The organism is Streptomyces rhizosphaerihabitans (genome assembly GCF_025399795.1).
GTDB lineage: Bacteria > Actinomycetota > Actinomycetes > Streptomycetales > Streptomycetaceae > Streptomyces > Streptomyces rhizosphaerihabitans.
In genome coordinates this window covers 1-12,161 of record NZ_JAODTZ010000066.1, presented here as the reverse complement: position 1 = coordinate 12,161, position 12,161 = coordinate 1, and the positions used below count along the sequence as shown (strand labels likewise).

Genomic DNA, 12,161 nt, shown 5'->3' with positions numbered 1-12,161 from the left:
ACCGTTCCTAGAGACTGAGCGGGAGTGAGTCCTGTTGCCAGAACCCTTGCTCAGCCGAACGCCCCGGACGGTGTTGGGCGTTCTGGTTGCCCGCGTTCGCTCCGTGTCCGGGCGGCACGGATCGTGTCCGTGGTCCGGGAATGCGGGGGCGGGTTTCCTCACGCCCCGGGGAGCCCGGTCGGGCCTGGACGGTCCGATGCCCGTACCCATCACTCTGGTGGGTACGGGGCGGTGCCGTCCGACGCCGGATCGGATGCCCCAGGGCGCGCCTTCCGATGGCCACGGCGGCAGCGTCGTGGCGGGTGGTCTTTCTGGTGGTGCTGGTGAGGGGTTTTTGCCAGTGCTGGGCGCCCCACCTGCTGGTGTAGGCGGGGTCGACCGCGACCAGCGGGATGCCGAGTTCGGTCACCATCGACACCAGGCGGGCGCGCAGCCGGGCGACGGGCATGCCGGAGATCAGCTTGCGGAACTTTTTTCGGCGGCCGTGCTTCTCCCGGCTGGTCTCGGTGGTGAAGTCGAGGTCCTCGACGGCGATGGCGAGGTGATGGCGCCTGGCCCAGTGCAGCAGGCGGGTCAGGGCGTGGCGTACCTGGGCGTCGCGGTGGTCGGCGGTGCCGGACAGGTCATAGTCGAAGCGGCGCGGGGCACCGACCGGGTTGCCATGCTGGTCCAGCCGCCAGGCGGCCAGGTGATCGGCGTTGGTGTCCACGCCGATCAGGCCGCCTGTCCGGACAGCGGTCAGGGGCACCGTCTGGGCGGGTGGGATGGTCCAGGAGGCGGTCAGGTACCAGCGGTTGCGCTGGACGTCTTCGTGGATGCGGTAGGCCACCGCCCGGTTCGCCCCGACCCGGTCCCGCCATGTCTCACCGCGGTGTGCGAATGCGACGCGGGCGGTGAGGACGTAGCGGCCGTGCGCCGTGTTGGCGAGGTGGGCGAGCGGGGCCGGGAGTTTGATGCTGACCTGGCCGTCGGGGCTGATGCGGATGGTCTCGTTGCCGTACCGCTTCCCGGACTCGCCGTCCGCCTGCACAAACCGGCGCGACGCCTCCCACCGCGCACGCCACGCCTCCTCGGTGAGTTGGGCCTGTTCCAGGTGGTGGCGAGTGTTCAGCAGCCGTTTTCCGCCCCGCACCACCCGCACCCGGCCGGCCGCCCAGTCGGCCCGCGCCCGCTCCAGCCGATTCTCCAACACGTGCAGCCGACGCGTCTTGGCATGCCACTCCCGCCGACTGCGATAACCACCCGCCGCCCGCTTACTCCCCTTCTCGCCGAGCGGGAGCGACAACCGGTGCCGGATCGTGCCGACACCGGCCTCGAGCTGCCGGATGTGCGCCCCCTGGCCGCGCCGGGCCAGCGCCCACTGGTCATGCGTGGCCTTCGTCAACGCTCCCGCCCACCGCGACGACGACAGCCCGGTCAGCTCCCGCTTACGCGACGCCCACGCCTCGTTGTCGTGCTCCAGGCCAGCCGCGCACCGCAACTTGAGATCCGCCGACGCCAGCGAACCCAGGTGGTCGCCGACCAGCCGCAGCACCGTCTCGTCCTCGACCGTCAGGGCCTTGAGCCGGTCCCGGACCGCCACACCCGACGGGCCGGGCACCACGAACGACGCCCCCACCACCCGCAACCCGCCCGCACCACCCAACCCGCTCACCCCCAGCCCAAACCGGCCCAACCTCCCCGTCACCCCACCCAACGACCACCATCCGCAAAGGTCACCCCTTCGAGACAAGAACTCCCGTTCCCATCCGCACCCCATGCAGACAAACGTCACCGGCACTCACCCGTGCACACCAGAACACCCTCACGCGCAGTCAAAGGGCAGCAGTTGCCAACCCCCGGCGTTGCATCCAGCGCAACGCGTATTGCCGTTCTTGCACTTCCGGGGTGTCGCACGCCAAGGTGACTGTCACAGCCGAGGCAACCGACACCCCGAGGTGCAGGCATGAGCAGTGGTGCAGAGCCGTCGCGCGGCGCGGGCGGCGGCTGGACCAGGCGCCGCTTCGTCGGCGCGCTGGCGGGCGCCGCCGCGATCACGGCGGTCCCGGCACCGGCGGCTCCGCGGGCCGACCCCGCCGGGGCGACGCCGCTCCCGAAGGCGCCGCCGGCGGACCCCTCCCCCTCGGCGACTCCGTCGACGTCCTCGTCCCCGTCGCCCCGCTCCGGCCCCCGCCCGCTGTTCCTCGGCACGTACACGTCGGGCGACGGCGCCGGGAAGGGGATCGGTCTGGCCACGTACGACGCGGCGACCGGCGCGATCACCGGCGGTGGTGTCGTGACGGGCGTCGACAACCCGTCCTTCCTCGCGGTGCATCCGGACGGCCGCACGCTGTACGCCGTCGACGAGCAGACCGCGGGCGCGGTGACGGCCGTGCGCCTCCCGGGAACACAGGTCCTCGGCAGTCGCTCCACCGGTGGCGCGGGGCCCTGCCATCTGTCCGTACATCCGGGCGGCCGCTGGCTGCTCAGCGCGAACTACGCGTCGGGGAGCGTCGCGGTGCACCCCATCGACGCATCCGGAGCGCTCGGCGAGCGCACCGATCTGGTCACGCACTCGAGCCCGGCGCCCGGACCGGGCCAGCAGGGCCCGCACGCCCACCAGTTCATCACCGGCCCGGACGACGGGCACCTGCTCGCCGTCGACCTGGGCACCGACACGGTGTACACCTATCGCCTCGACGAGACCAGGGGCGCGCTCACCGAGGTGTCCCGGGCACGGACGAAGCCGGGCGCGGGCCCGCGCCATCTCACGTTCCACCCCGGCGGCCGGTACTCCTACCTCGCCAACGAGGTCGACAACACGGTGACGGTCTGCGGCTACGACCCGGCGACCGGCCGCCTCACGGTGGGTGAGCCGCAGTCCACGGGCACGGGCAGCGGCACAAGCTACCCGGCACAGCTCCTGGTGACGTCGAACGGCTCGTACGCCTTTCTCGCCAACCGGGGCCACAACAGCCTGACGCGGTACGCGATCGAGGCGGACGGCGCCCGACTGCGGCTGCTGGACACGGTGCCGGTCGGCGGCGACTTCCCGCGCCACATCGCGTTCTCTCCGGACGGACGGCTGCTGTTCGCGGCGAACCAGCGGTCGGGCACGGTCACCGTCTTCCAGGTCGACGACGGGAGCGGTGAACTCCGGCGCGTGGGCGCGCCGTTCGCCTCACCCGTCGCGGTCTGTGCGCTGCCGCTGTAGCGGGCGGGGGCAGGCGGCGACGCTCGCCTGCGTGAGCAGGACGTGCATGCGCTCGGTGAGCTGGGAGACGTCGTCGGCGGGCGCGTGGAACGGCAGGCGTACGTCGCCGTTGCCGCGCAGCCGCTCGATGCGCAGGGTGAGTCCGTGGCGGTCGACGGCGAGGGGCTGGACGCGCACCGCGCCGTGCAGGCTGTCCGGTTCGACGAGGCGGGTGAGCCGCTCGACGGCGTCCGGATGGGCATCGGCGAGATGGGTGAGCAGCTGGGCCTCGGCGAGGGCGAGCGGGTCGGGCTCGGCGTCGGCCAGTTCGTCCAGGCCGACGACCACGGTCCCGCCGGACCGGCGGAGCACCGCGCGGGTCGGGCGGAACGACAGATGCCCGTCCTCGGGGACGAACCAGCCGGCGAGCCAGAGCCGGGCCCGGATCCGGTTCCGTACGGGAACCGGCGCGACATCGGCGAACTCCAGGACGGCGGACGGCTCTCCGCGCGGCGAGCAGATGGCGGCGGCGAGCAGGGCGCTGTCCTCCGGCACGTGCAGGAGCACCCGGCCGTCGGCGGCGACGGTGTGCGCGCCGACGAACTCCTCCCGGCCGCCTTCCGCGGTCACCGAGCAGGACCAGGCCGCGGCGAGCACCGAGCGGGCGTGCTCCGCCGCGGCGGGCGCGGCCGTCCAGGTGTGACGGTCAGCCATCAGCTTCCTCCTTAGGTAAGGCTTACCTAAGGTATCGAAGGTCGGGGCGTACGCCAACCACGCCTCGCCCGGCGGGGAACCCGGCCATGGGCCCAGGGCCGCCGAACGGGGAATCGCGGCCACCCGACAGAGTGCGCCTCAGGGCGCGATCGCACCGAGCAGGGCCCGCGCGCACAGGTCCCGTACCTGGTCGCGGGTCAGGTCCGCACCCCTGAGCCACTCCAGACACACCGCCGTGGTGAAGGCCAGCCACCCGCGGACGGCGACACGCAGTTCAAGACGGTCCTCGGACGCCCGGCCGAGCTCGGGATCCGCGGCCAGCGCCTGAAGGATCTGCATCTCCTGTGCGGCCAGGGCCTGTCGATAGACCCTGCGCACGGCCTGGTCGCCGGCCGCGTCGGCGCGGTGGAAGGCACGGAACCCGTGCGCGTGCTCCTCCACGTACCCGAGGAAGGTGTCCAGGCCCGCGCCGAGCTGCTCGCGCACCGGAACGCCGGGCACCGCCGCGGTCATCCGCAGCATCCGCCCGCTCTCCCGCTCGACGACGGCGGCGAAGAAGTCCCGCTTCGTCGGGAAGTAGTGGTACAGCAGACCGCGCGAGACTCCGGCGATCTCGGCGACCCGCTCGATCCACACGTCGTCGTACGGACTCTCCGAGAACAGGCGGGCGCCGACCGACAGCAGCTGCTCCCGGCGCTCCTCGGTGCTGAGCCGCCGACGCGCACGCTCCCCCTGCTTCCCGGTCATGCCCGCACTTTACTTGACGTCGGTTCAACAACGGGATCAGACTGAACGCCGCTATTGAACTCGCGTACAACAGAGTCAACCTGCTCGGGAAACAAGGGAGATGGCGTCATGGCGGAGACCACGGAGGCCGCGCTGCCCAAGGGGTTCCGCAGCGCGGAACTGGGCTGGCCGGAGCTGCACCGCATCCCGCACCCGCCGCGCCGCGTGCCCCTGGTCGGTGATGTGATCGGCGCCAACGTCCGCTCACCCCTGCAGGACTCCATGAAGTTCGGGCGGCAGCTCGGCCCGATCTTCCGGCGCAGGGCCTTCCGCAACGAGATCGTCTTCGTCTGGGGCGCCGATCTCGCCGCCGAACTGGCCGACGAGTCGCGGTTCGCGAAGCACGTGGGCCTGGGGGTCGCCAATCTCCGTCCGGTCGCCGGGGACGGGCTGTTCACCGCCTACAACCACGAGCCCAACTGGCAGTTGGCGCACGACGTCCTCGCCCCCGGTTTCAGCCGCGAGGCCATGGAGGGCTACCACCCGATGATGCTGGATGTGACCGAGCGGCTGACGGACCGCTGGGACCGCGAGCAGGCTGCGGGCCGCGCGGTGGACGTGCCCGGCGACATGACGAAGCTGACGCTGGAGACGATCGCCAGGACCGGCTTCGGCCATGACTTCGCCTCCTTCGAGCGCTCCCGGCCGCACCCCTTCGTGAACGCGATGGTGGGCACGCTGACCTACGCGCAGCGCCTCAACGTCGTCCCGGTCCCGCTGGCTCCGCTTCTGCTGCGGAGCGCCTCCCGGCGCAACGCGGCGGACATGGCCTACCTCAATCGCACGGTCGACGCGGTAGTGGCCTCCCGCCGGTCCGCCAGCGGCGAGGGCGACCTGCTCGACCGCATGCTCCGGACCGCGCACCCCGAGACCGGGGAGCGGCTCACCCCCGAGAACATCCGCCGCCAGGTCATCACCTTCCTGATCGCCGGCCACGAGACCACCTCGGGCGCTCTCTCCTTCGCCCTGCACTACCTCGCCCGGCACCCGGACGTCGCCGCCCGCGCACGCGCCGAGGTCGACCGCGTCTGGGGCGGCACGGAGCGGCCGGGCTACGAACAGGTCGCCAAGCTCCGTCACGTCCGCCGGGTCCTCGACGAGTCGCTGCGCCTGTGGCCGACGGCACCGGCGTTCGCACGCGAGGCCCGGCACGACACCCTGCTCGGCGGTGTCCACCCGATGCGGCAGGGGGCATGGGCACTGGTCCTCACCGCGATGCTGCACCGGGACCCGCAGGTGTGGGGCGCCGACGCCGAGGACTTCGCCCCGGACCGCTTCGACGCGAAGGCGGTACGGGCCCGGCCCGCGCACACCTTCAAGCCGTTCGGCACCGGGGCGCGCGCCTGTATCGGCCGCCAGTTCGCGCTGCACGAGGCGACGCTGGTCCTCGGCCTGCTGCTGCGCCGCTACGACCTGCGGCCCGAGCCCGGCTACCGGCTGCGGGTGGCCGAGCGGCTGACCCTGATGCCGGAGGGCCTGCGCCTGCACCTCGAACGGCGTACGCCGGTGGTCCCGGGGCGGGAGGCGACGCTGGCCCGCGCGGCCGAGTGAGGCCGAGTGAGGCCGAGTGAGGCCGAGTGAGGCCGAGTGAGGCCAGGCTCCCAGGGCCGGGCACAGGCCATGGTCCCGTGCACAGGCCAGGCTCCCGGGGGCCGGGCACAGGCCAGACCCCCAGCCCCCGGGCACAGGCCATGGTCCCGGCTCCCGCGCACAGGCCATGCCGCCTGCCCGGGGCGAGTCCACTGCCGAGCGAGGTACCGCTCGGCCGCTCCCGGCTCGGGCGCGTCCTCGCCCTCAGCCCCGGGAGGTCCAGTGTCCCGGGCGGCCGACCGATCGGGGGAGCCGGGTGCCGGCGCTGCCCCGGGCCGCGTTCAGCTGCGGCTGGGTGAGGAAGAAGACCCCGCTCAGATCGGCGTCGGTCAGATCGGTGTCCCGGAGGTCGGCACCGCTCAGATCGGCGCCGCGCAGATCCGCCCCGGTGAGATCGGCGGCTATGAGGAGGGCGCCACGCAGACTCGCGCCCCGCAGGTCGACACCCTTGAGGCGGGCGCCCATCAGATCGGCACCGCGCTGGTCCTTCTTCCCGCCCCCGCCGGCCCCGGCCCGTACGAGCTCACTGGTCCGCAGGAGCAATTCGCTCACCTCCTGCCGGTGCGCGTCCAGGTCCAACGTGCCCAGTTCCTCGGGGGTTTGTCCCGCGAGCCGCTCCGTCGTGGCGAGCAAGCGCCGGACGTCGGCGTGAACCGGCCGCGCAGCAGGGAGCGTCAGCGCCTCGTTCAAGTACCAGAGCAGTTCATGAAGGTGGCGTACGACGGGAAACACGTCGAACATCTGCCGGGCGCGCTCCTTGGACCCCGAGCGCCAGTCCACGCCGCCGAAGGTCATCCGGGAGACCCGCTGCCCGGCGCCGAAGCAGTCGTAGACCGTGCAGCCCGTGAAGCCCGTCCGCCGCAGCCGGGTGTGGATGCCGCACCGGAAGTCGCTCTCCAGATTCGGGCAGGGCTCGCCCGCGCCCTTGTCGATCGCGAAGTCGGCCGAGCGGGCGAAGGGCAGGGCGACACAGCACAGTCCGAAGCACTGACCGCAGTCGGCCCGCAGTTCGAGGCGTGGGTCCGGGTGCGTGCTGCCGTCTTCTTGCATGGTCCTCAGCCTACTGAGTCGGTGACACGCCCCTGAACTGCGCCGACTTGACGACCGGACCTTTCGCGCGGTGATCCTTGCTGTCCTTGTCTGGATGTTTGACAGCGCACCGGGTATCGAGTCCGCCATGGATTCCACAGCGTTCCCCGGCCTCCCTTCTCCTCCCCCGCTGGGCGCGAGCGCCCTGCCGGCCGGGACGTACGACGGCTCGCTCGTGCTGGTCACCGGTGGCGGCACCGGACTCGGGAGGGCGATCGCGGCGGAGTTCGCCCGGCTGGGGGCCGATCTGCTGATCGTCAGCCGTCGTGAGCGGCATCTCGCGCCCGCCCGAGCGGAGTTGGCGAAACTGGGCACGCGGGTGACGTCCGCCGTCTGCGACATCCGGGACCCGAAGCGCATCTCCGAGGTGTTCGACGGGTGCGCGCTGCCCGACGTGCTGGTCAACAACGCGGCCGCCAACTTCCCTGTCCCCACGGAGGACTTGTCCCCCAACGCCTGGCAGGCGGTCGTCGACATCACCCTCACGGGAACGTTTCTGATGACCCGTGAGTTCGGGAGACGGCATCTGGCCGCGGGCACACCGGGGTCGGTCATCGACGTCGGCGCGTCCTACGCCTGGACGGGCGGCCCCGGGTTCGCGCACAGCGCGGCGGCCAAGGCGGGCGTGGAGAGCCTCGTGCGGACACTGGCCGTGGAGTGGGGCCCGTACGGCATCCAGGTCAACGGTCTGGTGCCGGGGCTGATGCCGCACGAGGACATGACCGACGACATCCGCGGCAACCTGGCACGGGCCGCGGCCGACGCGGACAGTGGCGACGGCCCGGACGGCAGTCCTGACAACGAGAACGGCGAGAACGGTCCGGACGGCGACCAGGACAACGAGAACGGCGGGCAGCGCGACGCTCTCGGCCGGCGTCAGCCCGCGCTGCGTGTCGGCGCACCCCGTGAACTCGGCTGGGCCGCCACCTTCCTGGCGTCCCCCTACGCCCGTTTCATCACCGGTCACACCCTGGTGGTGGACGGCGCGAACTGGCAGCGCAGGGGGCTCGTCAGCCCGCCGGTCACACCGGTGCGGGACCAGTTGGGGCGTGGTCCCTTCACCGGCTGATCCTCACTCCCCCGCCCTCTCCCCCGCGAGGTCGAGCCGGGCGATCCGGTCGGGGTCGGCGAGGATGTGCATCGCGACGATCCTGCCGTCGACGACGGTGACGCCCATGACCGATTGCGGCCGGCCGTCGACGAGCGCGACGACACCCGCCTCCCCGTTGACCTGGACGAGCCGGGAGGTCGCCGCGAACCGCGCGAAGGCGAGCGCCTGCCGGGCCACCGTCTCGGCGCCCCGGACCAGCCTGGACACGGCCGCGCCGCCGGCCTTCGGACCCGCGTCGGCGCGCAGCACGACATCGGGGTCGAGGACGGCGACGAGGGCCTCGAAGTCCCCGCCGCGGGAAGCCGCGAGGAAGGCGTCGAGGACCTCACGCTGCCGCACGACGTCCCGCTCGGGCTCGGGGGCAGCCGCCTTGACGCGGCGGCGCGCCCGGCTGGCGAGCTGACGGGTTGCGGCCGGGGAACGGCCCACGACGGGCGCGATGTCGTCGAACGGCACGGCGAACATGTCGTGCAGCACGAAGGCGAGCCGCTCGGCGGGCTCCAGCGTCTCCAGGACCACGAGCAGGGCGAGCCCGACCGAGTCGGCGAGCAGCACCTCCTGCTCGGGGTCGATCCGGTCCAGGGGGCTGACGACGGGGTCGGGGACGAAGGTGCCGGAGGACTCCAGGGGGTCCTCGCGGCGGGCGGCGCGCGAGCGCAGCATGTCCAGGCACACCCGGCCGGCCACGGTGGTCAGCCAGCCGCCCAGGTTCCTGATCTCGCCCGGGTCGGTGCGGCCGAGCTTCAGCCAGGTCTCCTGAACGGCGTCGTCCGCTTCGCTGAGCGATCCGAGCATCCGGTAGGCCACCGCGCGCAGACGCCCCCGGTGCTCCTCGAACCGGTCCGCGAGGAGTTCGCTGTCGTTCATCGGTCCCCCTGCCTCGTCGTACGGAACAGTGACCGATCAAAACACGTCGGTCACTTTCCCTCGAAACGCGGCGCGCGGCGGGCGCCCTTGGCCGCGTATCCCTCCGCCGCGTCGTCGGAGGTCAGGGTGAGCGCGGCCGACAGGGCGGTCCGGTCGAGGGCGGCGGTGAGACCGGCGTCGGCGTACGCGTCGATGTCGTGCTTGACGCCCTGTACGGCGAGCGGACCGTTCGCCGCGATCTCGGCGGCGACGGTTCGGGCCGTCTCGTCCAGTTCGCCTTCCTCCGCGACGAGTTGGACGAGATGCAGACGTTCGGCCGTCGTCGCGTCCAGCCGCCTCCCGGTCAGCGCGAGGAACTTCGCCCACCCCGCGCCCGCCTCGCGCGCGATCCGCAGATCCCCGCCGGCGTCGACGGCGAGCCCCAACTGGGCCTCGGGCAGGGCGAACACGGCGTCGCGGGAGGCGATCCTGATGTCCGCCATCAACGCCAGTTCGAACCCGAAGCCGAGGCAGTAGCCCTGGACGGCGGCAACGACGGGCTGCGGCAGCCGTGCGAAGGCCGCGAAGCGCTCGTGGGCCCAGCGGATGCCCTCGTAGTAGGCGCGGGCGCGCTCGGCAGCCGAGCGGCCGGTGATCGCGCCACCCGGGGCGCTCACGTCGATCCCCGCGCAGAAGGCGCGTCCCTCGGCCCGCAGCAGGACCACCCGGATCGACGCGTCGAAGCGGATCCGGTCGGCGAGCAGGCCGAGCTGGCGTGTGGACTCCCAGCTCCACGCGTTGAGCTTCGCCGGACGGCACAGGGTGAGGACGCCGATCCCGCCCTCGGCGTCGAGGCGCAGCCGCTCCTCGCCGGCCGGGATGTCCGTACGCGCGGTGTCGATCATCCGTACCCCCTCAAGATTCTGACAGACCGTCAGAATCCTAGGAGGCGCCGCTTACCGGATGAAGGGTTCGGGGAACGCCGTTACACGACGAGGGAGTTGTGGATCTCGACCACCGTCGTGTCGAACGGAGGCAGGCCGAGGTCCTGCGCGGCGGGCGCGATGACCTCCGCCTCGAACCGCCGGTAGGCGTCCTCCGACTCCCATACGTCGACGACCTGGAAGCCGCCCGACGCGAGGGGCGCGCTGTAGTGGGCGACGAGCCCGGCGGGTGGTTTCGCGCGGTCCGGGATCACCCGCTCGAAAATGGTGTCGTAGAGCTTCTGGTTCCACGCCGCACTCTGGTTCTGCACCAGAACAGTCATGCCGGTCCCTCGATCCGCAGACGACTCCATGTCGCCTGCGACGCTATGTCCGCGTCCGGTCGTCGGCGACCGGTGCCGGACACGGCTGCGCCGTCCGGCGGAACCCGTCGACGGGGCCGGACGGCGCGGGGTGCGGACCTGTCAGACCTCGTCGCGGGTGAGCGCCAGCAGCCGGTCCAGGACACGCGGGCCCCCGGCCCGTACCCCGTCGTGCTCGAACTCGTCGGTCACCCAGGTGCGCAGGCCCCGGACGGCACGCGCGGTGCGCAGGGAGTGCTCCGCGTCGACGTACATGTCGTCGTGGTAGACCGCCGCCGCGACCGGCACCTCGTTCACGGCGAGGCGGGCCGGGTCGTACAGCGGCGCCCAGTCGGTGCGGGCGGCCAGTTCCTCCGCGGTCTCCCGCAGCGGGCGCAGCGCCGGGTCGGTCTCGAACATCCAGGGGTGCACGGACTCGCCGGTGAACAGCAGCGGTCCGTCGTCCGCGAGGGTCTTGGCCGCGTCGAACTGCGGGAACTCGGCGCGCACGCGTTCGGCGGACCAGGCGGTGGGGCGGCCGCCCTGGGCGTAGCAGGCCTCGTGGACCAGCGCGTACAGGGGGTGTCCCGCGAACGAGAGCAGCCCCTGGACGTCCTCCTGGAAGGCGTCGGAGAGTGCCGGGCCCTGCGGGGTGCGGACGAAGGCGTCCTCCAGCAGGTAGTGGAGGCGGTGGCTGCCGTCGCTGCCGCCGAGGAGGATGCCGAGCGACTGGAACGCCTCGACGGTCAGGCGGTAGCCGCCGCTCAGGACCGGCTCGTGCTGGAGCAGGTGCTCCGCGATCCGTCGGGCGCGCTCGACGTCCTGCGGGTAGCGCGCGTAATGCGCGGCGACCTTGCGTTCGATGCGGGGGTACGCGGCGCGGTAGACGTCGTCCGCGTGTCCGTCGAGGGTGGGCAGGCCGCCGGTGACGACGGCGGCGCTCAGCCCCTCGGGGGCGCTGGACAGGTAGTGCACGGTGCAGAAGCCGCCGAAGCTCTGACCGAGGACCGTCCAGGGCGCTCCGCCGGTGAGTGAGGGCCGGATGGCCTCGCAGTCCCGGACGATGGAGTCGGCGCGGAAGAGCGCGAGGTAGTCGGCCTGCTCGCGGGGGCCGCCGCGCAGCGGGAGCGTCTGCCGGTTGGCGGCCGTCGAGAGTCCGGTGCCGCGCTGGTCGAGCAGCAGCACACGGAAGTCCTTCAGGGCCCGGTCGAGCCAGGCCTGACGGCCGACGAAACGATTCGCCCCGAAGCCGGGGCCACCTTGGAGGTAGACCATCCAGGGCAGGGTCTGGTGCGCCTTGTCGCTCGCGACGACCTCGCGGGCGAACAGTTCGATGCTCTCGCCCGCCGGGTGGTCGTGGTCGAGAGGCACGGTGAAGCGGTGGTCGGTGAGGACGACACCGGGCTGGCGGTAGCTGACGGTCAACAGGGCTCCCGAGACGTTACGGATTCCAGGCTGCGTCCCAGTTGAGCACATCCTCCCCGGGCTCCGCGGCCCGGGGATCAAGAAAATGAACTGAACAGTGACTCAGCAGGCCGTGGCCGGGAGGTCAACTTGACACGGCTCTA

General features: G+C 72.3%; 11 protein-coding genes. 3 read left to right on the top strand and 8 right to left on the bottom strand.

Translation table 11 applies throughout. The features are described from left to right. Window positions 1-7: 7 nt before the first annotated feature. Complete coding sequence (locus N4G66_RS39740; RefSeq protein ID WP_261709175.1) at window positions 8-1,645, bottom strand: transposase; 1,638 nt, start codon at window positions 1,643-1,645, stop codon at window positions 8-10. Between the two features lie 300 nt (window positions 1,646-1,945). On the opposite strand from N4G66_RS39740, the gene N4G66_RS39735 reads away from it, so the two are divergent. Continuing rightward, the gene (locus tag N4G66_RS39735; protein ID WP_261709174.1) at window positions 1,946-3,193 is read left to right on the top strand and encodes a lactonase family protein; all 1,248 of its coding nucleotides are present in this window, start codon (window positions 1,946-1,948) and stop codon (window positions 3,191-3,193) included. On the opposite strand, the gene N4G66_RS39730 is transcribed toward N4G66_RS39735, so the two are convergent. Both N4G66_RS39730 and N4G66_RS39725 read right to left on the bottom strand, forming a co-directional pair. After that, a complete protein-coding gene (locus N4G66_RS39730; protein WP_261709173.1) occupies window positions 3,161-3,886 on the bottom strand; it encodes a DUF2470 domain-containing protein in 726 nt (241 codons plus the stop codon). The two genes, N4G66_RS39735 and N4G66_RS39730, sit on opposite strands and share 33 nt — an antisense overlap. Before the next feature lie 138 nt (window positions 3,887-4,024). Beyond that, the gene (locus N4G66_RS39725) at window positions 4,025-4,633 is read right to left on the bottom strand and encodes a TetR/AcrR family transcriptional regulator (protein ID WP_261709172.1); all 609 of its coding nucleotides are present in this window, start codon (window positions 4,631-4,633) and stop codon (window positions 4,025-4,027) included. Window positions 4,634-4,741: 108 nt separating this feature from the next. On the opposite strand from N4G66_RS39725, the gene N4G66_RS39720 reads away from it, so the two are divergent. Next, window positions 4,742-6,223 carry a cytochrome P450 gene (locus N4G66_RS39720; RefSeq protein ID WP_261709171.1) on the top strand — a complete coding sequence of 494 codons (1,482 nt, stop codon included), beginning with the start codon at window positions 4,742-4,744 and terminating at the stop codon, window positions 6,221-6,223. A 243-nt stretch (window positions 6,224-6,466) separates the two neighbouring features. Here the strand turns inward: N4G66_RS39720 and N4G66_RS39715 are convergent, their stop codons facing one another. Then, entirely contained in the window at window positions 6,467-7,312 is an 846-nt protein-coding gene (locus N4G66_RS39715; protein WP_261709170.1) for a pentapeptide repeat-containing protein, read from the bottom strand. Between the two features lie 127 nt (window positions 7,313-7,439). Between N4G66_RS39715 and N4G66_RS39710 the strand changes: the two genes are divergently transcribed. Further along, window positions 7,440-8,420 (top strand): SDR family oxidoreductase, encoded by a 981-nt coding sequence (locus N4G66_RS39710; protein WP_261709169.1) that lies wholly within the window; start codon window positions 7,440-7,442, stop codon window positions 8,418-8,420. Between the two features lie 3 nt (window positions 8,421-8,423). Here the strand turns inward: N4G66_RS39710 and sigJ are convergent, their stop codons facing one another. The 4 genes from sigJ to N4G66_RS39690 all read right to left on the bottom strand — a co-directional run bounded on the left by sigJ (window position 8,424) and on the right by N4G66_RS39690 (window position 12,018). Next, window positions 8,424-9,329 (bottom strand): RNA polymerase sigma factor SigJ, encoded by a 906-nt coding sequence (gene sigJ, locus N4G66_RS39705; RefSeq protein ID WP_261709168.1) that lies wholly within the window; start codon window positions 9,327-9,329, stop codon window positions 8,424-8,426. A 50-nt stretch (window positions 9,330-9,379) separates the two neighbouring features. Then, window positions 9,380-10,213, bottom strand: a complete 834-nt coding sequence (locus N4G66_RS39700; protein ID WP_261709167.1) for an enoyl-CoA hydratase/isomerase family protein — start codon at window positions 10,211-10,213, stop codon at window positions 9,380-9,382. 80 nt (window positions 10,214-10,293) lie between these two features. Further along, window positions 10,294-10,575 carry a hypothetical protein gene (locus N4G66_RS39695; protein WP_261709166.1) on the bottom strand — a complete coding sequence of 94 codons (282 nt, stop codon included), beginning with the start codon at window positions 10,573-10,575 and terminating at the stop codon, window positions 10,294-10,296. A 141-nt stretch (window positions 10,576-10,716) separates the two neighbouring features. Next, the gene (locus tag N4G66_RS39690) at window positions 10,717-12,018 is read right to left on the bottom strand and encodes an alpha/beta hydrolase (RefSeq protein ID WP_261709165.1); all 1,302 of its coding nucleotides are present in this window, start codon (window positions 12,016-12,018) and stop codon (window positions 10,717-10,719) included. Window positions 12,019-12,161: the final 143 nt, after the last annotated feature.

Bases quoted from the DNA above. Each gene is read 5' to 3' on its own strand.
- N4G66_RS39715 (WP_261709170.1), bottom strand. From the start codon at position 7,312: ATGCAAGAAGACGGCAGCACGCACCCGGACCCACGCCTCGAACTGCGG.
- sigJ (WP_261709168.1), bottom strand. From the start codon at position 9,329: ATGAACGACAGCGAACTCCTCGCGGACCGGTTCGAGGAGCACCGGGGG.
- N4G66_RS39700 (WP_261709167.1), bottom strand. From the start codon at position 10,213: ATGATCGACACCGCGCGTACGGACATCCCGGCCGGCGAGGAGCGGCTG.
- N4G66_RS39695 (WP_261709166.1), bottom strand. From the start codon at position 10,575: ATGACTGTTCTGGTGCAGAACCAGAGTGCGGCGTGGAACCAGAAGCTC.
- N4G66_RS39730 (WP_261709173.1), bottom strand. From the start codon at position 3,886: ATGGCTGACCGTCACACCTGGACGGCCGCGCCCGCCGCGGCGGAGCAC.
- N4G66_RS39710 (WP_261709169.1), top strand. From the start codon at position 7,440: ATGGATTCCACAGCGTTCCCCGGCCTCCCTTCTCCTCCCCCGCTGGGC.
- N4G66_RS39725 (WP_261709172.1), bottom strand. From the start codon at position 4,633: ATGACCGGGAAGCAGGGGGAGCGTGCGCGTCGGCGGCTCAGCACCGAG.
- N4G66_RS39735 (WP_261709174.1), top strand. From the start codon at position 1,946: ATGAGCAGTGGTGCAGAGCCGTCGCGCGGCGCGGGCGGCGGCTGGACC.
- N4G66_RS39720 (WP_261709171.1), top strand. From the start codon at position 4,742: ATGGCGGAGACCACGGAGGCCGCGCTGCCCAAGGGGTTCCGCAGCGCG.